Source organism: Breoghania sp. JC706 (assembly GCF_037026715.1).
GTDB lineage: Bacteria > Pseudomonadota > Alphaproteobacteria > Rhizobiales > Stappiaceae > Breoghania.
This window is the reverse complement of record NZ_JBANCG010000002.1, coordinates 101,401-126,381: the sequence shown is the minus strand read 5'-3', so window position 1 is coordinate 126,381 and position 24,981 is coordinate 101,401. Positions and strand designations below refer to the sequence as shown.

Sequence of the window (24,981 nt, the reverse complement as noted above, 5' to 3'; positions counted from 1 at the left end):
GATCGCGAAATATCTGCCGGTGTGCGTTCAACGGACTGGATTGCGGCCGTGCGTTCGCAATAGGCTCACGCAAGGCTTGGCTTTCGGCGCCGGCGGACAAGATACTGCGGGCAACGGGCCGGATCGCGACAGGGCGAACATGAGCGAAGATTGCGCACAGGACGAACGACAGACGCGAGCGCGCCTCACGGCGGTGACGCTCGATGAGACCTCCATCGAGCGCTCCTCGCCGGATATCGAGCACGAGCGCGCGGTCGCGATCTTCGACCTGATCGCCGAGAACTCCTTCGAGCCGATCGGTGACGAGGCCGGCGGGCCGTACCATCTGAGCCTCGCGGTGGTAGAAAAGCGGCTGCATCTCGTGGTCACCCGGGAGAGCGGCGATCTGGTCGTCACGCATGTGCTGTCGCTGGGACCGCTCAGGCGGATCCTGAAGGACTATTTCCTGATCTGCGAGAGCTACTACGCCGCCATCCGCACCGCCACGCCGAGCCAGATCGAGGCGATCGACATGGGCCGGCGCGGCGTGCACAACGAGGGGTCGGAACTTCTCAGCGAGAGACTGAAGGGAAAGATCGAGCTCGACCACCAGACCGCGCGCCGGCTGTTCACCCTGATCTGCGCGCTCTACCGGAAAGGCTGACAAGCGTGGTGACGCCTGAGCGGTTGCCCAGCGCCATCCTGTTCGTCTGCGGCATGAACGCCGTGCGCTCCCCCATGGCCGCGGCCATTGCCAAGCAGCTGTTTCCTCAACGCATCTACATAGCCTCCGCCGGTGTGCGAAAGGGCCAGCGCGATCCCTTCGTCGATGCCGTGCTCGCCGAGATCGGTCTCGATATCGACAAGCACGAGCCGCACACGGTGAAGGAACTGGAGGACACGAATTTCGATCTGGTGGTTTCGCTCGCGCCCGAAGCCCATCACTGGGCGCTGGAACTGACGCGGACGGAATCACTGGATGTGGAATACTGGCCAACTGCGGATCCGACACTTGCCACGGGCAGCCGCGACCAGATACTCGACGCCTACCGGGCCGTGCGCGACGAGCTCACCACACGGATCAAGAAGCGTCTCGGCTGGCGCCCGACGCCTGCCGGGTAGATTGGACCAGGTAGATTGGGCCCGATACTGGCCAGACCGACCGGATCGGATGGGGAACGGAACGTGCGGACCTTGCGGGCAGGACTGCCCTGCGCGCGTTGCAATGCCGCATTGCCACGGCAATGTTTATGGCCTGTTCACTTTCCCCATCCAATCCGTTAGGTTCGCGCGCACAAACGCGGGAACGGCCCCCGTCGGGGTCCGCGTCGCCGCCAACAAGACAGCAGCTTGCAGATCTCGACGAGAAAGCCGGTTTCCACCTTTTTGCCGGATCTGCACGATCGAACAGGAGAGCCAGGAAACCGCATGGCGAAAGAAGAAGTCTTGGAATTTCCGGGCACGGTCACGGAACTTCTGCCCAACGCGACGTTTCGCGTGAAGCTTGAGAACGAACACGAGATCATCGCCCACACCGCCGGCCGCATGCGCAAGAACCGTATCCGCGTTCTCGCCGGCGACCGCGTGCTCGTCGAGATGACGCCCTACGACCTGACCAAGGGTCGCATCACCTATCGATTCAAGTAGATCCCTCCGACAGGCCGCCTTTCGCGGCCTTTCGCGGGCATGACGGTTGCTGCCGATGACGGATCGCAAAAAGCTCGTTCTCGCATCCGGGTCGCCGCGGCGACTGGCGCTGCTCGAACAGGTCGGCATAAAGCCGGATTATCTGCTCCCCTCCGATATCGACGAGGAGCCGAACCGCGGAGAGACGCCGCGCGCGCTTGCCAACCGGCTGGCGCGCACCAAGGCGGAAGTGGTCCGGCGCTCGATCGACAAGGACGCCGACTACCGTGACGCTCTCGTGCTCGCCGCCGATACGGTGGTCTCGGTCGGCCGGCGCATCCTGCCCAAGACCGAGCTTCGCGACGAGGCGGAAAGCTGCCTCAGGCTTTTGTCGGGGCGCGCCCACCGGGTCTATACCGGCGTGTGCGTGGCCGCTGCCGGCAATGCGACCCGCGCCAAGCTCATCGAGACCCGGGTGCGCTTCAAGCGCCTGTCGGAGGCCGAGATCGAGGACTATCTCGACAGCGGCGAATGGCGCGGCAAGGCGGGTGGCTATGCCATCCAGGGCATCGCCGGAGCCTTCGTGGTGAAGCTCGTCGGATCCTACACGAACGTCGTCGGGCTGCCGGTCTTCGAGGCCGTCTCGATGCTCGCCGGCGCGGGATATCCGGTGCGGCAGAACTGGTCGGACACGCTGGCGCTCAGCGAATAGGGCGAAATGCACCCATGACGACGCACGACAACGACAACAAGGGGCAGGAACCGGCGCGCCCCCCGCGCCCCTGCCCCAACTGCAGCAAGCTCTCGGTCGACAAATACTACCCGTTCTGCTCCGCCCGGTGCGCGGACGTAGACCTCAACAGGTGGCTTTCGGGGAGCTACGCGATCCCCGCCGTCGAACTCGACGACGTTGATCCGGATGACCCCGAAACCTATTAAAACAATGATTTAATACAGTCGCGCGCCCTTTTTACGGCCGATTCTGTGTCCGCGAGGACACAAAAAGACCACAACTTTTCGTCGAGCACTCTTACGCATTGTAAGTAGATTGACTCTTCATGTCGCTCATTGCCCTCATTGACACGTTCAAGCGCAATGAGGCCTGCGATGTCGCAACGGCTCCGCACAGCCGCGGCTGTGGCGTTTCTGGGTTTGGCCGTCGCGGGCAGCGCATGCCTCTCCGCGCCGTTTGCGCTCGCCCAGCAGCAGGCGGAGCCGGCAGGTGCGACCGGTACGGGTGAGGCCGCCGACATAGAGACCCGCCGCCTGCAATTGCTGCAGGCGATGCTGGCAGAGCCCGACAATCTCGACATCGCCTTCTCCTACGCCGCCCTTTCCGCCCGCATCGGCGACTTCGAAGCCGCCATCTCCACGCTGGAACGCATGCTGATCTACGCGCCGGGCCTTCCGCGGGTGCAGCTGGAACTCGGCGTCCTCTACTATCGCCTCAGCGCCTTCGACGTCGCCCGGCAATATTTCCAGGCCGCGATCTCGGGTCCGGACGTGCCGCCAGAAGTGCGCGAGCGTGTCGATGTCTATCTCGCCGGCATCGACCGGGCCGAGGAGCCGCTCAAGACCTCCGCCGCCGTCATCGTCGGCGCGCGCTGGCAGTCCAATGCCAACGCCGCCCCCGGCGACAGGTCCGTGACGCTGAACGGGCTGGAGTTCCTGCTCGGCGACAGCGCGGTCAGCCAGTCCGACGCCAACGCCTATCTGGCCGCGACCGCCCACGTTTCCTACGACCTCGCCAGCCAGGGCGACCTGCTGGAGGCGGATCTTCTCTTCTACGGCGCGCGCTACGCGCAGCTCAGCCGCCTCCAGACCGAGATCGCCGAGATCACCGTCGGCCCCTCGTTCAACATGGCCCGTGTGGGATGGGACGACGCGCGACTCGGCGTCTACGCCATTCTCGGCGGCGTGCGGCTCGACGGGGCCAACTATTCCGGCACGCTGGGTGCGGGCATCCGGCTGGCGTGGCTGCCTGACGTGCGCTCCCGGCTGGAGAGCAAGACCGAATTGCGCCGCCGCTGGTTCAACGACAGCGCCACCTATCCGAACGTGTCGCAGCGCAACGGCGACCGCGTCTCCAGCCGGCTCGCCTACACCTGGTTCATGACCCCCGGCCTGGCGTTTCGCGGCGCGCTTTCCGGCGCGCGCGAGGAAACCGACGCGGCCGACCAGACTTATTGGGAAGCCGGCGCGAGCGCTGGCCTGCGCAAGACGTTCGCCTCCCCGGTCGCCGTTCTGGAGCGCCCCTGGTTCGTCGATCTCGACGCCGGCTATCTCGCGCGCTGGTACGACGAACCAGATGCCGGGATCGATGCGCGCCGGTCCCAGAAGGACGACGAATACTGGATGCGCAGCACGCTGACCGTTCCGGTGGCCGAGGACTGGGCGCTGATGCTGGCGGGCGAATACCGCCGGGCGGTTTCCACCTATCCGACAGACGATTACGCCAACGCCGCGGTGACCGTTTCGGTGATGAAGAAGTTCTGACGCCTCGGCGGGCCGGGCGGGAACCGGCGGGAGGCCGAACGCACGGGAGGGAGATGTGATGACATTCGCGACCATGCCGCCGAACCGGCCTTGCGCGGGCGTTTCGCTGTGGGCGGCACTAGCGCTTGCAGTCGCCGCCCCCCTGCCAGCTTCGGCCGCCCCCGCGACCGAGGTCGGCGTGACGGCAGCCGTCAACCCGCAGGCGCAGGGAACGCCGCCGGGCGCAGGCGTTCGCACGCTCGTTCTCGGCGACAGGATCATCCACCGCGAGCGCATCCAGACGCGGGGAGCGGGGCTCGTGCAGGTGCTGCTGGTGGACGGTTCCACCTTCACGGTCGGGCCCGGCTCCGACCTCGTCATCGACGAATTCGTCTACGATCCGGCGGCCGGCGACGGCAAGCTGGTCGCGAGCTTCTCCAAGGGCGTCGCCCGCTTCGTCGGCGGGCGGCTTTCCAAGAAGCCCGGCGGCGTTTCGGTGAAGACGCCGGTCGGCACCGTCGGCATTCGCGGCGGCATCGCCAATCTCAACCTGTCTGGCGCGGCCCCCGCCTTCTCGCTGATCTTCGGCGACGAACTCACCTATGACGGGCCGGGGGGAACGCACCGGCGGATCTACGAACGCGGCTACACGATGGAGATCGGCGGCAACGGCGCGGTCGTGCGCCGCACGCGGCCGCAGGATCTCGGGCGCGTCCAGGCCCAGCTCCTCAGCCGTCCGGGCCAGTCCGGCGGCGCCCGCCGGCAGCCGGCCGACGACGACGTCGACAGGGGCGTGTCGCAGACCAATTCCGGCCTCGGCTATTCCGCCACCCTGCCGCCGTGGAAGCCCGACGTGGTTCTGACTTCGCGCGTCGAGGAGGTCGACAACACCGGCAAAGAGACAAACGCGGCCACAAGACACACGATCATCACCACCGCACCGATACCGCTCGGCCCCACCGCCTTCCGTGTCCTCACCGCCGGCACCGGCTATATGGTCGCAGGCGGCGCGACGGGTTCCGGCACGCTCACCGTTTCCGATCCCGGCGCCTACGGCCTGCTCGGCGGAAGCGCGGACACGGATCGCACAGCGACTGTCAACCTCTTCAACGGCGCGCTCTATTCCGGCCTCGGTACGGGACGCGTGGCGACGGCGGCGATCACGGTGGACGGCACGTCCTACACCATCCCCGTCGGCCTTGCCGATACGGGCGCAACTCCCTCGACCGGCAGCGCCTTCTGGTTCGTGACCGGCCGGTCGGCCGACCTCGACCCCGCGCCCTGGGCCGCCAACACCGATACATTCGCCGGGACCCTGCCCTCGGTCGAATTCGCGCCCGGCGAGGCCATCACCCATGCCGGCTTCCTGTGGAGCGGGCCGGAGCAATTCGCCTTCGCCGCGCTCTTTCCCGCCCAGGTCGCACCGCTGAGCGCGCTCGACGGCACCGATCCGATTTATTTCCTGACCGGCAAGGGCACGGACTTCTCGCAATACCGCAGCCAGAGCGCGGACAACGCCCATATCCGCACCTATTCGCTGTCGGGCGATCCGCGCCAGATGCTGGACCAGGCGCTCAACGGCGCCACCCCCTACGAAAGCAACCTCTTCATGGCGGCGGACACGACAGTCGCGGCCCTTGGCGATGCTTTCGTCTCGAAGGTTGAAACCAGCGGCCTGATCGTGGTGGAACCGGACGACATCGCCACTGACACGCCGAAATTCATGGATGTCTCGTTCCTGATCGACGGCAAGGGCAGTGCGCAGCAATCCGCCGTATCCGTGATCGCCGGCGACATCGCGCGCGAAGGCGGCGAAGGCGCGTGGATGGTCACCGGCACCCGGCGCGGCAGCGTGCGGGCGGCGGAGACGGCGGCGATCGTTTCCGGCGGCAGCTTCTCCTCGCTCGCCAATGGCGCGGGCGATCACATCTTCGGCGCGGACGCCGACAACTTCGTTCTCGGCTACGGCGTGGCCGGCAACGGCGCCTTCGGCGACACCTCGCCCGATCCCGGCGCCCAGATCACCGAGGCATTCGGAACGCTCCACGTGGCAAGCCTTGAGACCAAGGAACTGAAATCCGATTACGCCGCCTATCGCGGCACGGGCACGCTGCTGGGCTACGGCGCAGGCGTGCTGGAGAGCAGCACCACCGACGGCCTGCCGCCTCTCTACGCCGCCTATGCGAGCGCTGCACCCGGCGACGTTACCGTCCAGTTCGATGCGACCAGCAACACCGTCGGCAGCGAGATACACGTGAGCGAGGCGACATCCGGGCTTGGCGAGACCAGCTACAATTTCGCCTTCGGCGCGGGGCTGGATCTCGCCACCACCACCAACACGGAGAACGGCGGCAGCGCCTATATCGACAACGACCGCTACGCCGCCGTGGAAAACCCGAACAAGGGCCGCAACTACCTGTCCTTCGACGACGGCTCATCCACCGCGACCGTCTACACGCAGACGCAGGACACGGCGAGCCGGAACTATTTCTTCTCCGGCAACGCGGTGCCGCAGGCCGACGCCGCGCTTTTCCGCTCCGACGACAATCCGACGGCCCCTCAAAAATGCACCTGCGCCTTCATGCACTGGGGCTACTGGGGTGCACGGCTGGAAACGGAGGCAGGGCCCGGGGAGAGCGACCCGGTCGTCTTCGACAGCGACGGCCGGCGCCGCGACTATTTCAACCTGGCGACCTGGGTTGCGGGCGACCTTCCGAGCGCAGGCACGATCCGCGATCTGGCCGATGCTTCGGCGACTTACATCGGCCACGCCATCGGCAACGTCGTCGCCACCACCGGCGGCGTCACCTCGCAATATCTGGCCTCGGGCTCGCTGCAGGTGAACTGGAATTTCGCGTCACGGGCCGGCACGCTGGCGATCAACGACTTCGATAGCGGCCGTTTTTCCGCCTCCGCCACCATCACTGACACGGCTTTGAGCGACGGCGACATCAACAGCTTCGCCGGCTCCGCGATTTCCGACGGTGCAGCATTCCGGGCGAACGGCTCGTTCGCCGCCAGCCCGACCGATGTCGCCGCCGGCGTCCTCGGGTCGTTCTCCTACGCGGAGACGAGCGGCAACTACCAGGCGGCCGGAACGTTCATGGGCCAGCGCTGAAGGCCCGATCGCCGGAAGCGCGTCCTGTGCCTGCCCGGCGGTTTGGCGGCCGCGCGAATCGCGGCGCGTTCAGTGTGCGGGTCTTGCGGTATCCACAGCCTGATGGCTGCTGCGATGCGTTGCGGCAAGCCCTTCAAGTCGCTTGGCAATCGTCGGTATGCGGCTCATTTGCCGCCATCCGGCGCGGGGTTTTCCGCAAGGCCGGCGGGAAGGTATGGAAAATCGCAAGAGCCGGCTGGACAGGCGCGAACGGGTTCTCTATAAAACGCGCACTTTCAGGGCTCCGCCGATTGGCGATCCGGCCCGCGAGAGGCCCAGGTAGCTCAGTTGGTAGAGCAGCGGATTGAAAATCCGCGTGTCGGTGGTTCGATTCCGCCCCTGGGCACCATTTTCCCTTTCCCAAACAGTCCAGCGAAGTCCGGCAGAGGCCGAAAAGTCTCTGATTTTGCTCGATTTTCCCGAATTTAGCGCCCGAAGGCGTGCGGTTCCGTCCTCTGTCATCCGATAATTTTGTTGGTATCGAGCTTCAGGCAACAACGCCGTTGCCGACAAATGCCTTCGAAAACACGCAAATCCGCCAAATCAAGCCCCACCCGAAGCCGCAAAAACTGAGCGACAGCGGCGGCCTTTTCCTCCTCGTCCAGCCAACCGGCTCCCGCCTCTGGCGGCTCTCCTATCGCTTTGCCGACAAACAGAAGACGATGACGCTCGGTGCCAAGGCTCGGATCATTTCCGCCACTTGGTGGTTCGAGGCGGTCTTGAGACCGCCTCGAAGACAACGCGGTTGGCGCCGCTCACCTCGGTTGGGGAGCCGGGTCGCGGCCGCCCTCCCGGTGCGGCCGGACCTTCTTACATCAGGCCATTGATGAGGATCGCCAGGATCGCCAGCGGGGCAACGAAGCGCAGGATGAAGATCCACAGCGTCAAGAGGATGCCGGGATGCTCGCCATCCATCGTCACCTCGTCGGCGGCCCGCGGCCCCATCACCCAGCCGACGAAGATCGCCAGCATCAGGCCGGAAATCGGCAGCATGATGTTGGAGGTCAGGAAGTCGAGCAGGTCGAGGAAGCTCATGCCGAACAGCTTGAAGTCGGCCCACACACCCTGCGACAGCGAGGAGGGGATGCCAAGCAGGAAGGTGACGGAACCAATGGCGATCGTCGTCGGGACGCGCGCGAAACCGCGGTCGCGGAACAAGGCAACGAGCGGCTCCAGCAGCGAGACCGACGAGGTCAGCGCCGCGATCAGCAGCAGAACGAAAAAGGCAGGTCCGAAGATCGCGCCGCCAGGCATTGCCTGGAACACCGTCGGCAGGGTGATGAAGGTCAGTGCGGGGCCGGCCTTCGGGTCGAGACCGAAGGCAAAGACCGCCGGCAGGATGGCGAGACCGGCCAGCACCGCAACCAGCGTATCGAGGGAGACGATGTACCAGGCCGAGCGGCCGATGCGGGTATCCCGGTCGATATACGAGCCGTAAGTCAGCATCGCCGACATGCCGATGGAGAGCGAGAAGAAGGCCTGACCAAGGGCTGCCATGAAGACGCTGCCGTTGATCTTTGAAAAATCCGGCGACAGGAAGAACTCCACGCCGGCTTGCGCGCCCGGCAGGGTGAGCGAACGCGCGACAAGGGCGAGCAGGATCACGAACAGGAGCGGCATCAGGATCTTGCTGACCCGCTCGATGCCGGAGGCGACGCCCTTCAGCACCACAAACACGGTCAGCGCGACAAACACCGCCTGATAGATCAACGGCTGCCAGGGGTCGGAGATGAAGCCGACGAAGGAGTTTCCGATCCCGCCGATGTCAAGCCCGGTGAAGGCTCCGTCGGCGGACTTGATCACATATGCGATCGTCCAGCCGGCAATGACGGAATAGAAGGACAGGATCAGGAAGGCGACCGAAAGACCGATTGCGCCGACCACGGTCCAGCCCCGGTGGCCGAGCACCTGGAAGGCCGACAGAGCATCGCTCTGGCTGGCACGGCCGACGGCGACCTCAGCCAGCAACAGGGACAGGCCGAGGGTGAAGACGATTGCAAGATAGAGCAGGAGGAAAGCGGCTCCGCCGTTCTCGCCGGTGATGTAGGGAAACTTCCAGATATTGCCGAGGCCGAAGGCGGAACCGGCAGCGGCGACGATAAATCCGATGCGGGAATGCCACTTTTCTCGCGGAGCGTTCATGAATCGATCCTGTGGGCTTTTGGCGTACCGAACGGCGCTCATGGAGCCGAAACGCATGTACTGGTGTGACTTGGTGCCGGCACAGGGAAAAGATCATCACGTAACCGGCTCGCGCTGGCGGACTAGAAACCCGGTCCGGGACCGAAAGTCAATGACCGAAAGCGAAAAAAATTGCCAATCTGCAATTTTAAGAGGCTTTTTTGTAAGATTGCGACGATTGGAAGCGGCCGGGCCGCAACTTTCCAACAGCCCCCCCTGTCTGTTTGAACTGTGCGAGAGTGAGGGTGCGGTTCCTTCCGCCAGAACAGTTCATCCCTGCGCGTGCGGGGAACATTCTTCTCGGAAGAGACCTGATTTCATTGCATATTTTCGAAAACGGGGCGGGCACTGCCAATTCTGGCGCATGACGCCTCGCCAGAATTCGGACGGATAGAGGGGACTGTAGAAAGCCTCAACGCACCTTATGTCGCCGGCTTTGGCCGGTTCTGCATACCGGTCGCGGTGCCCCGCCAGACAACGGTTGACCTGATGGGCCCCTTTCGCCTATGAGCTGCGGCCTAGGTTCCGGCACCTGCCGCCTGCGGACGCAAGTCACGGTGAAGCCCGGATCTGCCAGGACGACCTCACCCTCGAAGCATTTCGCGCGGTGGTAACGCAGGCCCCATCCATCTCGAAATGCCTCGCGAGAGGAGTGAGCGATGTCTATGGGGCATGCTGCACAACACGCTAATCCTTTTCTGACAGCCCCTGTCGGGCGGCTGTTTGTTTCCAACGCCGTTCCCATGGCCGTGGTCATGTCGATGGGCGGCCTTCTTGCTGTCGTCGATGGCATTTTCGTCGGCCACTTCATCGGAGCCGATGCGCTGGCGGCCGTCAGTCTGGCCTTTCCCGTGGTCATGGTGCTTTCGGCGCTGACGACGCTTGCGGGCGGCGGCATGTCGAGCCTGATGGCGCGGCATCTGGGGGCCGGAGAGCGCGCGGCCGCCGGGCGTGTCTTTGCCGGGGCGCATGGGCTTGCGCTGGCGATTTCGCTCGCTCTCGCCGCGCTGTGGGCGGTGGCGGGCACGGCGCTCGTGCAGTCGATGGCCGCCGGCAACGCGGACGTCGCCGAGCAGGCGCAGGATTACCTGCGGATCACGATGTACGGCGCACCGGCGCAACTGATGCTTGGCCTGCATGCCGACGCCCTGCGCAACGAGGGGCGGGCCGGCCTGGTCGCCGCTCTCTCGGTGCTCGTCAACCTGTTCAACATCGGCGCGAATTGGCTCGCCATCGTGGTGCTCGGCTTTGGCATTTCCGGCTCGGCCCTTGGTGCGATCGCCGCGCAAGCCCTTGGACTGGCACTGGTTCTCGGCGTGAGGGGGCGCAGCGAGACACTCCTGCCGCTCTCCGTTCTGCGCGAGCAGAGCTGGCTTCAGGCGTGGTCGCGGATCGTTCGCCTCGGCCTTCCGCTGTGTCTCAGCTTCATAGGGATCGCCATGGTCGCCAGCGCCGTCATGCTGTCGCTGCGGCTTCGGGCCGGAGCCGACTACGCCGCCTTGATCGCGGCTTATGGGGTGGTGACCCGGCTTCTGGGTTTTGCCTTCCTGCCGCAAATGGCGATCGCGCTGGCAACCCAGAGCATTGCCGGCAACAATGCCGGTGCGGGGCGCAACGACAGGGCGCAGGCCGGGTTGCGGCTGGCGATCGCGGCCGCGTTCGCGTGGTGCCTGTCGGTGGTGCTTGCGGGTGTCTTTGCCGGAACCACGCTCGGCGGCTGGTTCAGCGCGGATCCCGCCGTGATCGACGCTGTCGCAAAGATCCTGCGGCCGATGATGCTGCTCTATGCATCGTCCGGCCCGATACTGGTTTTGGCGCTTTATTTTCAAGCACTTGGCCAACCAGGACGAACGGCGGCGCTGACATTGGTGAAACCCTGGCTGCTGACGCCGCTGGCCGTCCTGACGCTTTCCGCCGCTTTCGGGGTGAAGGGCATCTGGCTCGCCTTCCCGTTGGCGGATGCGGTCATCCTGCTGCTCGCCGTGATGATCGGGCGGAACGCGCTCCGGACCAGCCGGCTCTGCGCCGAACAACCATAGGCACCAAAGCGAGGGGCGCCGCCGCGATCCCGATCCGGATTTCCCGGGCGGAGACATGAACGGCGGCGCCCCGCGCGCCGAAACGACGACAAAACGAATTAACTATATGATTTATATAGTCTTTCCGTACCTTTTCGCATGCTTTTGAATATTCAAAAAACGTGCGAACGGAAATGGCGGATTTCTGCCGTTCTTCGTTTGAATCTGCCAAAACGGAATCGGGAAATTCGAACAATCGACGAAAGCCGTCCGGCGCGCGCTGGCGTGCCGGGCGGCGTCGGCCGGCACGCCTTCGGGGCGGAAGTTATCCCCGCCCCTGCCCGGCCTCGTGTCGCCCGCTTATCCCCGCCCGGCCGGCTGCGGCGCGGCCTTGACCTCATCCACCGGAAATTCGGGGCGGCGGAAGAGCGAGGTGACGATGGTCAGCGCGGCACCGATGGCGCCGATGGTGAAGATCACGCGCAGGCCGCTCTGAATGACGATCATCAGCAGTTCGCCGGAGCCGGCCGCATCGAGATGGGAGGTGAGCGTGAAGAGGCCGAAGATCCATTGCGCGGCGGCGCTGCCGGGGATCATCGGAATGCAGCCGGCGACCGCGAGCGCCTTGCCGGCCTGGCAGATGCGGACGGGCATGAGCCCGACCAGTTCCACCACCAGCGCGACCGCGATCGCCGCGCAGAAGGAGGCGGCCTCCAGCGTCCAGCCGGCCTCCAGCCCGACGGAGCGCACGCCGAGCGCGATGGCGCCGGCCACCCCGGCGCAGACGAGATTGGCGTAGCCGAAATTGAACAACACGCCGAAGCCGGCGGCCGCGATGGCGCCATAGATCGTCTGGTGCAGGATGCCGTAATGAAGGGCGCGCACCACCAGATCGGTGTTGCCGAGCAGCAGCCGGGTGGTGCCGACGCCGACGGTGAGGAACACCAGCACCATGGCGACGCTGACCGCCCGCGCGCTGCCGAGCGTCGGGAAGCCTTCCATGATGTCGCTCTGGGCATTGATGGCGGGAACGCCGGGCACCAGCATCAGAACCGCCGCGCTCATGGCGATGGCGACGGTGGTGCTGCCGAGCGTGGGGGCGAGCAGTCCTGCGAAGGCGGAGGAGACGAAGGCCACCAGCGCGGTCATGACGAAGCTGTTGACGTCGTGAGACCTGAGCCGCAGCCGGATCCACTGACCGAGCGTGCCGGCCGCGAGAACGGGAAGGAAGGCCTGGCTGTCGGTGCCCAGCAGTTCGCCGAACGCGGCGCAGGCGATGCCGGCGGCAAGGCAGACCAGCAGCGGATGGTAGCGCGGCGTGGCCCGGCCTTGCGCCTTGAGCGCGGCAACCGCCTCCTTCGGCGTCATGCCGCCACGGCTGACCCGCACGCAAACCTTTCGCAGCGCATGGTTGAGCCGCATGTTGACGCCGTGCGCCCCCACGCCGAGCATGCGGGTGATGGTGTGCGAGCCGGAGCCGACGGTGACGGCGATGGAGGCGAAACCGACGCGGATATCGGTGAGATCGGCGCCGAGGCCCCGGGCGATCATGGTCATGCCCTGGCGAACGACGCCCGCCTTGGCGCCGGTGGAGAGCAGCATCTGGCCCGCCTCAAGGGCGGCGAGAGCGATGGGTTCCAGTTCCAGCCGTTTCGACCCCGCCGGGTCCTGATCCTGCGCGGTCAGCATCGCAAAGCCTGTCTTCTTCTTCAAGTTATTGTTATGTGGGCGTTTTCGCCCGCCCGTCCGTGCCAGCCCGCTCAGGTGACGCACGGGTGGCCGTCCGGTCCAGTGACATCCGCACCATATTTCGCACATGCGGCATGACGAAGTGGGGTGTCTACATACGAGCAATGCTCCACAAGCAGGGCTCGCGCCAAAGCGCGCAGCAACCATGCGTCGCAGGCAGAGCGACGGCAGACGGGAGGGGGCGGGAAAGGCGCGGGGGCACTTTTCCGTGCGGGAGCCCGAACGCGGTGCTGCGCCTTCACAACACGCCGTCGACCACCAGCTTCACCGCCAGAACGGCGAGCAGGATCAGGATGATGCGGTCGAACATCGCCGGCGACAGCGTGCGCGCCAGACGCGTTCCCAGCGGCATGGCGGAGAGCACGGGGACGACGGCGAGCGCGCTGGTGAGGAACAGTTTCCACGTCAGCAGTCCGGCGAAGGTCAGCGCCGGGATCTGGACAGCGACGAACAGCAGGAACAGCGTGGAGATCGACGGGATGAAGACGGCACGCTCCAGCCGCATGGCATTGAGGTAGGTGATGGAGACAGGCGCGGAAATGCCGGAGGCGCCCTGCAGGATGCCGGCGACCACACCGGCCGGACCGGCGATGGCTGTGCCGGCGCTTTCGCCCAGGTGCCAGTGCGGATGCAGCAGGCGGAAGGCGATGTAGACGAGCCCCACGACGCCGACGCCGACCTGCAGGGTTTGCGCCGACAGCGCCGCCAGCGCCCACGTTCCCGCCGCCACGCCGATCACGCCGCCTGCGAGGAACAGCTTCAGGAACGGCCGCCTCGGCAGGAAGCTGCGGTAGTGCCAGATCTGCCAGGCATTGGTGAAGAGGTTGGGGATCAGCAGGATGATGACGGCGGTCTTCACGTCGAAGAACATGGCGAGCGCGGGCACGGCGATGACCGGCGTGCCGACCCCGGTCGCCCCCTTCAGCAGCCCGCCGGCGGCAAGGCAGAGGAAGATGACGATAAGCTCGGTCACAAGCATGAGGCGCCCTGCTGGCAAGCGGAATGAGTGGCCGGCCGATGCCGGGGCGCGTCACGCCGTGGATCAGGAGTAAAGGCTGACGTTATGGCATGCAAGGGTATGCAATCGCCGGGCGGAGATCGCGAGGGGAGTGCACGGGCAGGGTTGTGCAAGAGGTTCCGGGCAAGTGGCCGATCCTTCGAGACGGTCGCTTCGCGACCTCCTCAGGATGACGTTATCGTGGTGCTCGTTTCTGTAAAACATCAACATACACAACGTCATCCTGAGGAGGCCCGCAGGGCCGTCTCGAAGGATTGGCCACAGGCTCAAAGGCTACGAACCCGAAATCTCTCGATCGAAACCGTGGCTAACGCCCTTGCTCCAGCATCGCCAGCACCTCGGCACGGCGGGGAATGGGGACGATGGCGCCGTAGCCGGCGACCGTGGCGGCCGCGACCGCTGAGGCATAGGAGCCGGCCGCGAAAGGATCGCCCGTCGCAAGCCAGTGCGCCAGGAAGCCGCCGGCAAACGCGTCGCCCGCGCCCGTGGAATCGACCGCCGCGACCGGAACCGGCGGGATCGCCCGGCGCTCGTCCGGAGTCGCGATCACGGCGCCGTCGCTTCCGCATTTCAGCGCCACGATGCGGGCGCCGAAGTCCAGATAGAAATCGAGGATGTCGTCCGGCGCGCCAAGGCCGGTGAGCGCACGGGCATCATCAAGGCTCGGAAACGCGATGTCGGCCTCGGCCATCGCCCGGTGGATGGTGGCCCGCGCCTGATCGAGCGGCCAGAGCTTGAGCCGAAGGTTGGTGTCGTAGCTGACCGCCACACCGGCCTTGCGGGCGATGGCGATGGCCGCAAGCACCGTGTCGCGTGCAGTATCGGAGATCGCCTGCGAGATGGCGGAGACGTGCAGAACACGCGCACCGGCGATGTAGGCGGCCGGCAGCGCGTCGGCTGCATAGCGGGCGGCGGCGGAGCCCGCGCGGTAATAGATGAAGTGGCGCTCGCTTTCGTGCGGATGGACGAAATAGATGCCCGTGGGCGCCTCAGGATCGGCCGCGACATGGCGCGCGTCGATGCCTTCGCGTGCCCACGCCTGCCGGATCTTGCCGGCGAAGGCGTCGTCGCCGAGCGCGGTCAGAATACCCGTGGCCGCGCCCTGGCGCGCGGCGGCGATCGCCGTGTTGGAGACGTCGCCGCCGATGCCGGGGACGTAGACCTCATCGGGCCCCTGCCCTGCCCCGTCGACCGCGACGAATTCCACCATCGGCTCGCCAAGGCAGACGATCTCGGGGGGACAGACGATCTCGGGGGATGGAGCGGGCGCGCTCACGAGACCGCGTCGAGCGCCTGGCGGGCGGCCGCGCGCACGGCCTCCGCATCGCCTGCTGCAAGAGCCGTCTCGTCGACGAGCTTGCCGCCCATGCCGACGCAGATCGCGCCGGCATCGAGATAGCTCTTGGCGTTGTCGGCGGAGATGCCGCCGGTGGGCATCAGGGCGATGTCGGGATAGACGGAGCGGATCGCCTTCAGGAAGGCCGGGCCGCCGAGCTGGGCTGCCGGGAAGAGCTTGACGCCGGAGGCGCCCATCTCGTGGGCCTCCAGCACCTCGCTCGGCGTGGCGGCGCCGAGGAAGAACGGCAGGGCGAGATCGCGCGCCACCTCGGCCATGCGGGGCCTCAGCGCAGGCGAGACGAGGAAGGCCGCGCCGGCGCCGGCCATGCGTTTGGCGTCATCGCCGGAAAGCACGGTTCCCGCGCCGATGGTGATGCCCGGATGATCGGCAAAGCGCGCGATGACGGCTTCGGCCTCCGGCACGGTCAGCGTCATCTCGATGATCGGGAAACCGGCCTCGGCCAGGCATTCGACCGCGAATTCCGCGCTCTTGCGGGTGGCCGTGCGAACGACGGGCACGATGCGGGCGCGGGCGAAATCGTCGAGGTGGAGAGGCATGCGCTTTTCCCTTTCGAAGGTCTGCGCAGCCGGTTTAACGCCTATTCGATCCGATTTGAAGCCGGCGCCGCGTTGCGACCTTCCGCCGCAGCGGCAATGGGGCTTATATCGGCGGGGACTTTCGCGCGCATTCGCGCCGCGATCCGAGGGGCGCTGAGCTGGCGGTTTTCGGCGCCTGCGGGATCAGCCGCCGCCAGCGGCAGCCGTGTCCTGCCAGATCTTCTGGCGGTTGCGGATCTCGCGCGGGGCGGGGCCGAAATAGGACGGCGTCTTGACGAAATCGCGCGGATGCAGGATCACGCCGGAAATGCGCTGGTAAAGTGCCTTTGCGGAAATCGGCTTGGAGAGGAGCTCGTGTATGCCGAGCCGGCGCGCCTCGATGATGCGGCTGCGCTCGGTGTGGCCGGTCACCATGATGATCGGGATATAGGCGAACGGGTTCTGCGGGGTGCGGATCATGCGCACCATGTCGGCCCCGTCGAGGATCGGCATCACCCAGTCCAGGATCAGAATATCGGGGTTGGCGCGCTCCATCGCCTCCAGACCGGAGGCGCCGTCTTCCGCTTCGACGATCCTGCGCGCGCCGAACCCTTGCAGCATGGTGCGCAAGATCGTACGCATGTAGGCGCTGTCTTCAACCAGCAGGAAGGTGAGCGAGGCCAGATCGAGACTCACCGCATTGGTCCTCCGTATCCGGCGTCGTTGTCACATAAAAAGGTGAACGGAGCGTTAGGCCGGGCCAACAGGTCCGTACAAACCCGAAACTGCCCCAACGCGACAAAGTGACGTTCGACATGTCGAAGGATCCACGCTAAGTTTCACCTTAGAATGAGTAAAAGGACGGACGAATGGACTATCAGGCCATTTTCGAGACCGCCGTCGACGCGTTGCGGGATGAGAAACGCTATCGTGTTTTCGCCGATCTGGAACGAATTGCCGGAAAATTCCCGCATGCCATCTGGCGGGCGGAGAACGGGCTAGAGCGCGAGATCACCGTCTGGTGCTCCAACGACTATCTGGGCATGGGCCAGCACCCGGACGTGATCGAGGCGCTGAAGACCACCACCGACCGGATGGGCGCCGGGGCGGGCGGCACGCGCAACATCTCCGGCAACACCCATCCGCTGGTTCAGCTGGAAAAGGAGCTGGCGGAGCTGCACGGCAAGGAAGCCGCGCTGGTCTTCACCTCCGGCTTCGTCTCCAACGAGGCGGCGATCTCGACCATCGCCAAGCTTCTGCCGGACTGCCTGATCCTGTCCGACCAGTTGAACCACGCCTCGATGATCGCCGGCGTGAAGAATTCCGGCATGCACAAGCAGGTGTGGCGCCACAACGACCTTGAGCATCTGGAAGAGCTGCTGAAGGCCGCGGGCAACGAGCGCCCCAAGCTGATCGTGTTCGAATCGGTCTACTCGATGGACGGCGACGTCGCCCCGATCGAGGCGATCTGCGATCTCGCCGACAAGTACGGTGCGATGACCTACATCGACGAGGTGCACGCGGTGGGCATGTACGGCGAGCACGGCGCCGGCATCTGCGAGCGCGACGGCGTGATGGAGCGTCTCGACGTGATCGAGGGCACGCTCGCCAAGGCCTTCGGCGTGATGGGCGGCTACATCGCCGGCTCCACGGCGCTGGTCGATGCGGTGCGCTCCTATGCGCCGGGCTTCATCTTCACCACAGCGATCCCGCCGGCCCTTGCCGCGGCCGCGCGCACCTCGATCAGCCATCTGCGCAAATCGGGCACCGAACGCGAGATGCAGCAGCGTCAAGCCCAGCGCACCAAGGACGTGCTGCGCGCCGCCGGCCTGCCGGTCATGCCGTCCGAGACGCACATCGTGCCGATCTTGGTGGGCGATCCGGAAAAGTGCAAGAAGGCCAGCGACATCCTGCTCGCCGACCACGGCATCTACATCCAGCCGATCAACTACCCGACCGTGCCGCGCGGCACCGAGCGGCTCCGCATCACGCCGACGCCGTTCCACAACGACGCGCTGATTGCGCACCTGCGCGACGCGCTCGCCGACGTGTGGGAACGGCTGGAACTGCCGCTTGGCGGCACCGCATCGGACGACGTGACGGCGCGGGCGGAGAACCTGGAGCAGAACATCTTCACCGCCTCAGGCGGCTGACACGCTTCACGGCTTGAAGTGGGAGAAAAAGGTCCGTGCTTCGGCGCGGGCCTTTTTTTGTTTTTTGCAGCGTGGGTCGGAAGCGCGGGGAGTGCGTGGTGGGCCTGGCTTGTATGGTGTGCGCGGCCGATCCTTCGAGATGCGCTCTGGCGAGCGCTCTTCAGGATGACGTTGTGTCTGTTGTTGATTTCGCAGAAATAACAACACGACAACGTCATCCGGAGAGTCTGGCCCGGAAACGGTAATCGGTTCTTCGCGTCGAATTCTACGCGCCTTCATGCCTCTCCATCGTCATCACCCGGCCCCTCCATCGTCATCACCCGGCGAAGTCCGGGTGATCCAGCGCGCCCCCCGAATGCTGCGCCTGGAGGTGGATTGCCCGGACTTCGCCGGGCAATGACGGCGGTGAGGCATGAGGGGGAATGACGAGAAAGACCCGGACCATGGCCAGGTACGAACTTCATCAGGTGAGCGGTGCGGCGCGAAGTGTCGCTTCGCAGATCCGGAATCTCCCCCAGGAGCCCGCCGCTCGAGATCCCGGGTCTGCGCAGCAGCACCGACGTGCTGCGATGCGCCCGGAATGACGTTGGAGAGATCGAGCGCGAAAGCTGCCCCTACTCCGCCCCAGCGCTCTTGTGCGGCCTTTGATCCGGCGGCAGGTCGTCATCCGACAGAACGCGCCACTTGGCGCCTTCCAGGTCGTCGTACTGGCCGCTTTTCAGCGACCACAGGAAGCCGACGAGGCCAAGGCCGCCCAGAAACAGCGCGATCGGGATGAGATAGATCAGAACGTCCATGACCGTGTTACCTATCGTACCCGCTCACGAGGTCAATCCGACTTGGGGTCAATCCGTCTTGCCGAGCCGGAGACGCAGCGAGTTGCTGGTCACGATGATCGAGGAGGCCGACATGGCGAGCGCGGCCAGCAGCGGCGTCACGAAGCCGGCGACGGCGAAGGGCACCGCGATGCAGTTGTAGGCGGCAGCCAGCATCAGGTTCTGCCGCATGGCGACATGGGCGCGGTGGGCCGTCTTGAGCGCCGCTGGCACCGCGGCAAGGCTCTCGCCGAGAAACACCGCATCCGCCGCCGCCTGGCTCAGATGAACGGCGGAGACCGGGGACATGGAGACATGGGCAGCGGCAAGAGCGGGGGCGTCGTTGAGGCCGTCGCCGACCATCAGCACCGTGCGTCCCTCCCCCTTCAGCGCCTCCAGCCTGGCGATCTTGCCGCGCGGATCGAGACCGGCGGCGTAGTCGGCAACGCTCAGCTCCTGCGCCACCAGCGCGACGGCCGCCTCGTGGTCGCCGGACAGGATTTCGATCTTCAGCCCGCGCGCCTTCAGCTCGCCGATCACGTCGGCCGCATCCGGACGCAGCGCCTGACGGACGGCGAAGAGCACCGGCGCCGCATCGCCGCGCGCGAGCACGATCAGCGAGGCATCGGGATGGCGCTCGAGCGCAGCGGCGGCGACGTCGGCCGGCACCTCGCAGAATTTCGGGCTGCCGAGACGGCAGTCGACGCCGTCGACGGTGGCGCGGACGCCGGAGCCCGCCGCCTCGCGCGCACCGGTCACGGGATCGCGTGCGCCGCAGGCCCGCGCAAGGGCGGCTGCCAGCGGATGACGGCTCGCCAGCGCCAGCCGGCCGGCGAGGTCCAGATCCTCCACACGCACCTCATCGGCGTTGGCAAGATCGGCATCGGGCAGCGTCAGCGTGCCGGTCTTGTCAAAGACGACCGTGTCGACGGTCGCGAAGCGTTCCAGCGCATCGCCGGAATTCAGCAGAACGCCCTTGTTGAAGAGGATGCCGCTGGCGACGACCTGCACGGCGGGAATGGCAAGGCCCAGCGCACAGGGGCAGGTGATGATCAACACCGAAATCGCGATGACCAGCGAGGGCTGCCAACCGATGCCGGCAAGGAGCCAGCCGATGAACGTGAGGGCTGCCGCGGTGTGGACGAGTGGCGCGTAGAGCGCGGCGGCGCGGTCGGCGAGGCGGATGTAGCGGGATTTCGCCTGCGAGGCGGTTTCCAGAAGCCGGGTGACCTCGTCAAGCAGCGTGCCCTTGGCAGCCGCCGTGACGCGCACCTTGAGGACGCCGGCCGCGTTCAGCGTGCCGGCGTGAACCCGGTCGCCAAGCCCGACCTCGGCAAGCCGGGTTTCGCCGGTCACCAAACTCTGGTCGATCTCGGAAGTGCCCTCCTCGATGATGCCGTCGACGGAGACGCGCTCGCCGGCGGCCACGATCACCAGCATGCCGGGCTCGACCTGCGACAGCGGCACGTCGGCGGTGGAACCGTCGGGGCGGATGAGGCGCGCGGTATCGGCCCTGAGTGCGGCGAGGTTTTCGGCAAACGAGCGCGTGCGCCGTCGCATGTTCTGGTCGAGATAGCGGCCGATCAGCAGGAAGAACAGCAGCATGACCGCGCTGTCGAAATAGACGTCCTCGGCGTGCTGGATCGTTTGCAGGAACGACATGGCGACGGCGAGGATGACGCCGATGGAGATCGGCACGTCCATGTTGAGGGCGCGCGCGCGGAGCGCGGACCAGGCGCTGACGAAGAACGGCCGGCCGGCATAGGCAACGACCGGGAACGCGATCAGCGCCGACAGCCAGTGGAAGAAGTCGCGCGTCTCCGGCGTGATGTCGGTGACGTTGCCGGACCAGACGGAGACCGACAGCAGCATGATGTTCATGCCGCCGAAGCCGGCGACAGCGAGCGCGCGCAGCAGATGCCGGCTCGCCGCATCGTCGCGTCCGCGCATTTCACCGGGATCGAACGGATGTGCCTTGAAGCCCAGCGATTCCAGCTTGTCCACCACGGCACCCGCGTTGGTGGCCTCGGGCTGCCAGTCGACGGCGAGACGGTGGGTGGTGAGGTTGAGACGCGCGTTTTCCACGCCCGGAAGCCGGCCGAGGCCCTTCTCGATGCGGGCCATGCAGGCGGCGCAGTGGATGCCCTCCACGGCCAGCTCGATGTGGGATGCCCCGCTCGGCGCCTTGGTGACGAAGGCGCTCCAGTCTCGCGAATGCACGTTCATGGCGTCATGGTCCCGGAAACGATCCTAAGCGGATCGTGATGGTATTTTCGCGGATGCGCAACGGGGCGAAGGGACGGCGGGCATACGTTGGTCCGCCCGCTTCGCGGTTCGTCCCCGCTGTCATCCCCGCGAAGGCGGGAATGACAGTCAGTGAATGTGGCCGGCCCTGAGCCAGGCTCCGCCCCCACCGCCGTCATTGCCCGGCGCAGTCCGGGCAATCCAGCGGTGCCCGCAGCACGCCCGGAAACCTCAATGGATCCCCCGGACGAAGCCGGGGGATGACGGAGGAGAGATCGAGCCTCGGCGGCGGCTCTCTCTTGTTATCATCCCCGCGAAGGCGGGGATGACAGTCAGTGAATGTGGCCGGCCCTGAGCCAGGCTCCGCTCTTTCCGCCGTCATTGCCCGACGTCCGCCGCTTGCACCCCTCTCCCCCCTTGCGGGGGAGATGTCGGCGAAAGCCGACAGAGGGGGGTGAGGCGGCAGATTCGGCGCTCGCGGCGTTACCCCCCTCTGTCACGCATTCGCGTGACATCTCCCCCACAAGGGGGGAGAGGGGTGCGAGTCGCCTGCGCTCGGTATCCATCGCGCTTCGGACATTCCGGCACGCACCTGGCTCACCAAGAACCAGCCAACTTCGCCCCGTCTATTCGTCCTTCAGAAACAGCCGGTTGCGGGAGCGGAAGACGACGCCCGTGCTGCCCGTTCCTTCCAGATGCAGATCCCACTGGCCCGGTTCCAGATCGTCCAGCGTGCCGACATAGATGCCGGTCTCGCGCTCCGCCAGCGTCAGCGTACGGTCCTCGGCGCGGTGGGTCGGACGTTCCAGCCGGGCGGTGAAGAGAAGGCCGGAGAGCGGCGCCCCCGTCTTGTCGCGCGCCACGATCCGCATCGCCGCGCGGCCGCCGCCATCGCGGTCGATATGCGCGTTCACCTGCCAGCCGCGCGCCGCCTGCCGGGCCGCCTCGTCGAGAACGCCCTGGTAGGCCTGACCGGCCTTGTAGGAGCTTTCCACCTCAAGCCCTGTCCAGCTCGACAGCGCGTAGTAGATGAAAGCGCCGTTGGCGGCGAAGATGACGAGGAAGAAGCCGACCAGCCAGGCGAGAACGCCGCGGCCGGTCAGCCGCCTTTCAGGCTTTGCATCCGGGGTCATGGAAGGTGCGATCGTGCTCACGTCAGGTTTCACTCCGCCTTGAAGTAATCGTCCGCGCGCGCCGTGTCACCCGTGCGGGTGTCGACGATGCGGAAGGTGATCGGCGTCGACTTCGGCATGTCCGCGCCATAGGGCGAGAACAGCAGCACGCGGAATTCGCGGGTGCGGTCCGGACCGACGGAGACGATCGGATAGCCGCCGACCTCGCCTTCCGCGCCCACGACCTCGATGCGGGTGCCGAAAGGCATGTGTTCCAGACCGAAGACGAAATCGCGCGCGATCGGGCGCTTGTTGAGGATGCGCACCGTGTAGCCGTTGCGGTACGTGCCGTCGGACTGCTGGACGAAGATCGGATTGCGGTCGTGCAGGACGTTGATGCCCTCAAAGGAGCGGGTCACCAGCGTGTAGAGCATGACCATGCCGATGACGGCGATCAGCGCGGCGTAGACGATCGTGCGCGGACGCAGGATCTGGTAGTGCGCAGGCTTGCCTTCCGAGCGCGCCTGCACGTTGATGTCGTTGTCGTAGCCGATCAGCCCCTTGGGCTTGCCGATCTTCTCCATGACATTGTCGCAGGCGTCGATGCACAGGCCGCACTGGATGCAGTCGAGCTGCATGCCGTTGCGGATGTCGACACCGGTCGGGCAGGCGTGCAGGCACTGGTAGCAATCGACGCAGTCGCCCGCCTTCAGGCCTTCCGCCTGACGCTTGAGACCTTGCTTGAGGGAGCCGCGCGGCTCGCCCCGGTCCCAGCGGTAGGTGACGTTGAGGGCATATTCGTCAGTCAGCGCCGCCTGAATGCGCGGCCAGGGGCACATGAAGACGCAGACCTGCTCGCGCATGTGGCCGGCGAGCGCATAGGTGGTGAAGGTGAGAATGCCGATCCAGGCATAAGCCGCCATCGGCGCCTGGCCCGTCGCCAGATCCTTCACCAATGTCGGCGCGTCGGCGAAATAGAGCACCCAGGCGCCGCCCGTCCACCAGGCGATCATCAGCCAGAGGAAATGCTTGGAGGCCTTGCGCCCGAGCTTGGCCGCGCTCCAGGGCGCCCTGTCGAGGTTCATGCGCTCGCGCCGGTCGCCTTCCGTCAGGCGCTCCACGGCCATGAACAGGTCGGTCCACACGGTCTGCGGGCAGAGATAGCCGCACCACAGGCGGCCGGCGACGGCGTTCATCAGGAACAGCGTCATCGCCGCGAGGATCAGGAGGCCGGTGAGGTAGTAGACCTCCTGCGGCCAGATCTCGATGAAGAAGAAATAGGCGCGCCGGCCGGCCAGATCGACCATGACCGCCTGCCCCGGCGCATCGGGACCGCGGTCCCAACGAATGAACGGCAGGAAATAGTACAGGCCGAGGGTGAGGACCAGGATGGTCCACTTGATCTTGCGAAAGCGGCCGTGGACCGCCATCGGGTAGATTTTCTTGGCTGCCGCGAACCACTCGTCGCCAGGCTCGCCTTGTGCCGGATTTGCGTCTCGATCGATGCGCATGCGCGCTTCCTTCCTGCCCGGAGCGCCTCGCACCTCACGATGCGCGGGTACTCCAGTCCCTGAAACCGATCAACCGGGAGGGAACGCGATCGCGTGCCGTCAGATGTCGGTTGATCACGCCGGCCCCGGCTGGTTCGGAGACGGCGGCTTGCCGCCGTCTCCGGTCTTCGTTCAAGATGCGGGCGCGGCCTATTCGCCGCCACCCAGGGCATGCACGTAGACGGCGAGCGACTTGATGGTGTTCTCGTCGAGCCGTCCGCCCCACGTCGGCATCACGCCGTTGCGCGGGTTGGTGACCTGGGCCTTGATGTCGGCGATCGTGCCGCCATAGAGCCACGTCTTGTCGGTGAGGTTGGGGGCGCCCAGATCCTGGTTGCCCTTGCCGTCCTCGCCGTGACACACGGCGCAGTTGTCCATGAACACGGTCTTGCCGGCCTCAACGTCGACGCCTTCCTCCGGCGCACCGCCGGACAGCGTGTGGACGTAGCTCGCGACCTGGGTGATCTCTTCCTTGGAAAGGATCTCGTCGCGACCGAAGGCCGGCATGTCGCCCATCCGGGTGTCCTCGCCGGTGGAGCGGATGCCGTTCTGGATCGTGTAGTGGATCGCGTCCAGCGAGCCGCCCCACAGCCAGCTGTCGTCCTGCAGGTTCGGATAACCGGGCGAGCCGGTGGCACCGGAGCCGTGGCAGGGCGCGCAGTTGTCGCCAAACGCCGCCCGGCCGTTCGCCATGGCGAACTCCAGAAGGCCCGGCGTCGACTGGATCTCCTCCAGCGAGGCGGTGGACAGGCCGGCGCCCATCTCGTTGCGCGCGGCGACGCCGGTTTCCAGCGCATCCAGCGCCTGCTCGCGCTGGGAGGCGCCGAGCATGCCCGTGGTGTAGCTGGAGATGAGCGGCCAGGAGGGCATCAGCACCCAGTAGCCGATCGACCACACGATGCACGCGTAGAAGATGTAGAGCCACCAGCGCGGGAGCGGATTGTTGAGCTCCCTGAGGCCATCCCATTCGTGTCCGGTCGTCTCGACGCCCGAGACCTCGTCGACATGCTTGTTGTGCGTGTCAGCCAT

Annotated in this window: 20 protein-coding genes, 1 tRNA gene and 1 pseudogene; 11 read left to right on the top strand and 11 right to left on the bottom strand. The window is 66.1% G+C overall.

Annotation, left to right across the window (positions count from 1 at the left end):
- Window positions 1-139 precede the first annotated feature (139 nt).
- The 9 genes and pseudogenes from V2L18_RS03720 to V2L18_RS03680 all read left to right on the top strand — a co-directional run.
- Window positions 140-643 (top strand): UPF0262 family protein, encoded by a 504-nt coding sequence (locus tag V2L18_RS03720; RefSeq protein WP_336176469.1) that lies wholly within the window; start codon window positions 140-142, stop codon window positions 641-643.
- Complete coding sequence (locus V2L18_RS03715) at window positions 640-1,101, top strand: low molecular weight phosphatase family protein (RefSeq protein WP_336176995.1); 462 nt, start codon at window positions 640-642, stop codon at window positions 1,099-1,101. The genes V2L18_RS03720 and V2L18_RS03715 overlap by 4 nt, the downstream gene beginning before the upstream one ends.
- Window positions 1,102-1,407: 306 nt before the next feature.
- The gene (infA, locus tag V2L18_RS03710) at window positions 1,408-1,626 is read left to right on the top strand and encodes a translation initiation factor IF-1 (protein ID WP_319772216.1); all 219 of its coding nucleotides are present in this window, start codon (window positions 1,408-1,410) and stop codon (window positions 1,624-1,626) included.
- Between the two features lie 55 nt (window positions 1,627-1,681).
- Window positions 1,682-2,317 carry a Maf-like protein gene (locus V2L18_RS03705; protein WP_336176468.1) on the top strand — a complete coding sequence of 212 codons (636 nt, stop codon included), beginning with the start codon at window positions 1,682-1,684 and terminating at the stop codon, window positions 2,315-2,317.
- A gap of 14 nt (window positions 2,318-2,331) precedes the next feature.
- Window positions 2,332-2,544, top strand: a complete 213-nt coding sequence (yacG, locus tag V2L18_RS03700; RefSeq protein WP_336176467.1) for a DNA gyrase inhibitor YacG — start codon at window positions 2,332-2,334, stop codon at window positions 2,542-2,544.
- A 168-nt stretch (window positions 2,545-2,712) separates the two neighbouring features.
- The gene (locus tag V2L18_RS03695) at window positions 2,713-4,101 is read left to right on the top strand and encodes a tetratricopeptide repeat protein (protein ID WP_336176466.1); all 1,389 of its coding nucleotides are present in this window, start codon (window positions 2,713-2,715) and stop codon (window positions 4,099-4,101) included.
- 58 nt (window positions 4,102-4,159) lie between these two features.
- Window positions 4,160-7,198, top strand: a complete 3,039-nt coding sequence (locus V2L18_RS03690) for a FecR domain-containing protein (RefSeq protein WP_336176465.1) — start codon at window positions 4,160-4,162, stop codon at window positions 7,196-7,198.
- Between the two features lie 312 nt (window positions 7,199-7,510).
- Window positions 7,511-7,586 (top strand) — tRNA-Phe (locus V2L18_RS03685).
- A 184-nt stretch (window positions 7,587-7,770) separates the two neighbouring features.
- Window positions 7,771-7,914: pseudogene (locus V2L18_RS03680) on the top strand (Arm DNA-binding domain-containing protein); the annotation flags it as partial.
- A 133-nt stretch (window positions 7,915-8,047) separates the two neighbouring features.
- Here V2L18_RS03680 and V2L18_RS03675 read toward each other — a convergent pair.
- A complete protein-coding gene (locus V2L18_RS03675; protein WP_336176464.1) occupies window positions 8,048-9,379 on the bottom strand; it encodes a sodium-dependent transporter in 1,332 nt (443 codons plus the stop codon).
- A 782-nt stretch (window positions 9,380-10,161) separates the two neighbouring features.
- Here V2L18_RS03675 and V2L18_RS03670 point away from each other — a divergent pair.
- Entirely contained in the window at window positions 10,162-11,457 is a 1,296-nt protein-coding gene (locus V2L18_RS03670; RefSeq protein ID WP_336176463.1) for an MATE family efflux transporter, read from the top strand.
- A 339-nt stretch (window positions 11,458-11,796) separates the two neighbouring features.
- On the opposite strand, the gene V2L18_RS03665 is transcribed toward V2L18_RS03670, so the two are convergent.
- The 5 genes from V2L18_RS03665 to V2L18_RS03645 all read right to left on the bottom strand — a co-directional run bounded on the left by V2L18_RS03665 (window position 11,797) and on the right by V2L18_RS03645 (window position 16,774).
- Complete coding sequence (locus V2L18_RS03665; protein ID WP_336176462.1) at window positions 11,797-13,149, bottom strand: threonine/serine exporter family protein; 1,353 nt, start codon at window positions 13,147-13,149, stop codon at window positions 11,797-11,799.
- A gap of 274 nt (window positions 13,150-13,423) precedes the next feature.
- A complete protein-coding gene (locus tag V2L18_RS03660; protein WP_336176461.1) occupies window positions 13,424-14,164 on the bottom strand; it encodes a sulfite exporter TauE/SafE family protein in 741 nt (246 codons plus the stop codon).
- 346 nt (window positions 14,165-14,510) lie between these two features.
- Window positions 14,511-15,479: a sugar kinase gene (locus V2L18_RS03655; RefSeq protein ID WP_336176460.1), complete on the bottom strand. Its 969-nt coding sequence runs from the start codon at window positions 15,477-15,479 to the stop codon at window positions 14,511-14,513.
- The gene (locus V2L18_RS03650) at window positions 15,476-16,099 is read right to left on the bottom strand and encodes a bifunctional 4-hydroxy-2-oxoglutarate aldolase/2-dehydro-3-deoxy-phosphogluconate aldolase (protein WP_336176459.1); all 624 of its coding nucleotides are present in this window, start codon (window positions 16,097-16,099) and stop codon (window positions 15,476-15,478) included. The genes V2L18_RS03655 and V2L18_RS03650 overlap by 4 nt, the downstream gene beginning before the upstream one ends.
- A 183-nt stretch (window positions 16,100-16,282) precedes the next feature.
- A complete protein-coding gene (locus V2L18_RS03645) occupies window positions 16,283-16,774 on the bottom strand; it encodes a response regulator (protein ID WP_336176458.1) in 492 nt (163 codons plus the stop codon).
- Between the two features lie 173 nt (window positions 16,775-16,947).
- Between V2L18_RS03645 and hemA the strand changes: the two genes are divergently transcribed.
- On the top strand, window positions 16,948-18,231 hold the full coding sequence (gene hemA / locus V2L18_RS03640; RefSeq protein WP_336176457.1) for a 5-aminolevulinate synthase: 1,284 nt from the start codon (window positions 16,948-16,950) through the stop codon (window positions 18,229-18,231).
- 614 nt (window positions 18,232-18,845) lie between these two features.
- On the opposite strand, the gene ccoS is transcribed toward hemA, so the two are convergent.
- The 5 genes from ccoS to ccoP all read right to left on the bottom strand — a co-directional run bounded on the left by ccoS (window position 18,846) and on the right by ccoP (window position 24,981).
- Window positions 18,846-19,028, bottom strand: coding sequence for a cbb3-type cytochrome oxidase assembly protein CcoS (ccoS, locus tag V2L18_RS03635; protein WP_336176456.1), 183 nt, complete (start codon window positions 19,026-19,028; stop codon window positions 18,846-18,848).
- Between the two features lie 48 nt (window positions 19,029-19,076).
- Window positions 19,077-21,272, bottom strand: coding sequence for a heavy metal translocating P-type ATPase (locus V2L18_RS03630; protein ID WP_336176455.1), 2,196 nt, complete (start codon window positions 21,270-21,272; stop codon window positions 19,077-19,079).
- A gap of 644 nt (window positions 21,273-21,916) precedes the next feature.
- On the bottom strand, window positions 21,917-22,444 hold the full coding sequence (locus tag V2L18_RS03625; RefSeq protein ID WP_336176454.1) for a FixH family protein: 528 nt from the start codon (window positions 22,442-22,444) through the stop codon (window positions 21,917-21,919).
- Between the two features lie 8 nt (window positions 22,445-22,452).
- The gene (ccoG, locus tag V2L18_RS03620) at window positions 22,453-23,832 is read right to left on the bottom strand and encodes a cytochrome c oxidase accessory protein CcoG (protein WP_336176994.1); all 1,380 of its coding nucleotides are present in this window, start codon (window positions 23,830-23,832) and stop codon (window positions 22,453-22,455) included.
- Window positions 23,833-24,102: 270 nt separating this feature from the next.
- The gene (gene ccoP / locus V2L18_RS03615; RefSeq protein ID WP_336176453.1) at window positions 24,103-24,981 is read right to left on the bottom strand and encodes a cytochrome-c oxidase, cbb3-type subunit III; all 879 of its coding nucleotides are present in this window, start codon (window positions 24,979-24,981) and stop codon (window positions 24,103-24,105) included.

What these genes read in the sequence shown, in the direction of transcription:
- V2L18_RS03670 (WP_336176463.1), top strand. Translation starts at nt 10,162, where the DNA reads ATGGCCGTGGTCATGTCGATGGGCGGCCTTCTTGCTGTCGTCGATGGC.
- yacG (WP_336176467.1), top strand. Translation starts at nt 2,332, where the DNA reads ATGACGACGCACGACAACGACAACAAGGGGCAGGAACCGGCGCGCCCC.
- hemA (WP_336176457.1), top strand. Translation starts at nt 16,948, where the DNA reads ATGGACTATCAGGCCATTTTCGAGACCGCCGTCGACGCGTTGCGGGAT.
- V2L18_RS03695 (WP_336176466.1), top strand. Translation starts at nt 2,713, where the DNA reads ATGTCGCAACGGCTCCGCACAGCCGCGGCTGTGGCGTTTCTGGGTTTG.
- V2L18_RS03660 (WP_336176461.1), bottom strand. Translation starts at nt 14,164, where the DNA reads ATGCTTGTGACCGAGCTTATCGTCATCTTCCTCTGCCTTGCCGCCGGC.
- ccoP (WP_336176453.1), bottom strand. Translation starts at nt 24,981, where the DNA reads ATGGCTGACACGCACAACAAGCATGTCGACGAGGTCTCGGGCGTCGAG.
- V2L18_RS03720 (WP_336176469.1), top strand. Translation starts at nt 140, where the DNA reads ATGAGCGAAGATTGCGCACAGGACGAACGACAGACGCGAGCGCGCCTC.
- V2L18_RS03630 (WP_336176455.1), bottom strand. Translation starts at nt 21,272, where the DNA reads ATGAACGTGCATTCGCGAGACTGGAGCGCCTTCGTCACCAAGGCGCCG.
- V2L18_RS03705 (WP_336176468.1), top strand. Translation starts at nt 1,682, where the DNA reads ATGACGGATCGCAAAAAGCTCGTTCTCGCATCCGGGTCGCCGCGGCGA.
- V2L18_RS03690 (WP_336176465.1), top strand. Translation starts at nt 4,160, where the DNA reads ATGACATTCGCGACCATGCCGCCGAACCGGCCTTGCGCGGGCGTTTCG.
- V2L18_RS03650 (WP_336176459.1), bottom strand. Translation starts at nt 16,099, where the DNA reads ATGCCTCTCCACCTCGACGATTTCGCCCGCGCCCGCATCGTGCCCGTC.
- ccoG (WP_336176994.1), bottom strand. Translation starts at nt 23,832, where the DNA reads ATGGCGGTCCACGGCCGCTTTCGCAAGATCAAGTGGACCATCCTGGTC.
- infA (WP_319772216.1), top strand. Translation starts at nt 1,408, where the DNA reads ATGGCGAAAGAAGAAGTCTTGGAATTTCCGGGCACGGTCACGGAACTT.
- ccoS (WP_336176456.1), bottom strand. Translation starts at nt 19,028, where the DNA reads ATGGACGTTCTGATCTATCTCATCCCGATCGCGCTGTTTCTGGGCGGC.
- V2L18_RS03675 (WP_336176464.1), bottom strand. Translation starts at nt 9,379, where the DNA reads ATGAACGCTCCGCGAGAAAAGTGGCATTCCCGCATCGGATTTATCGTC.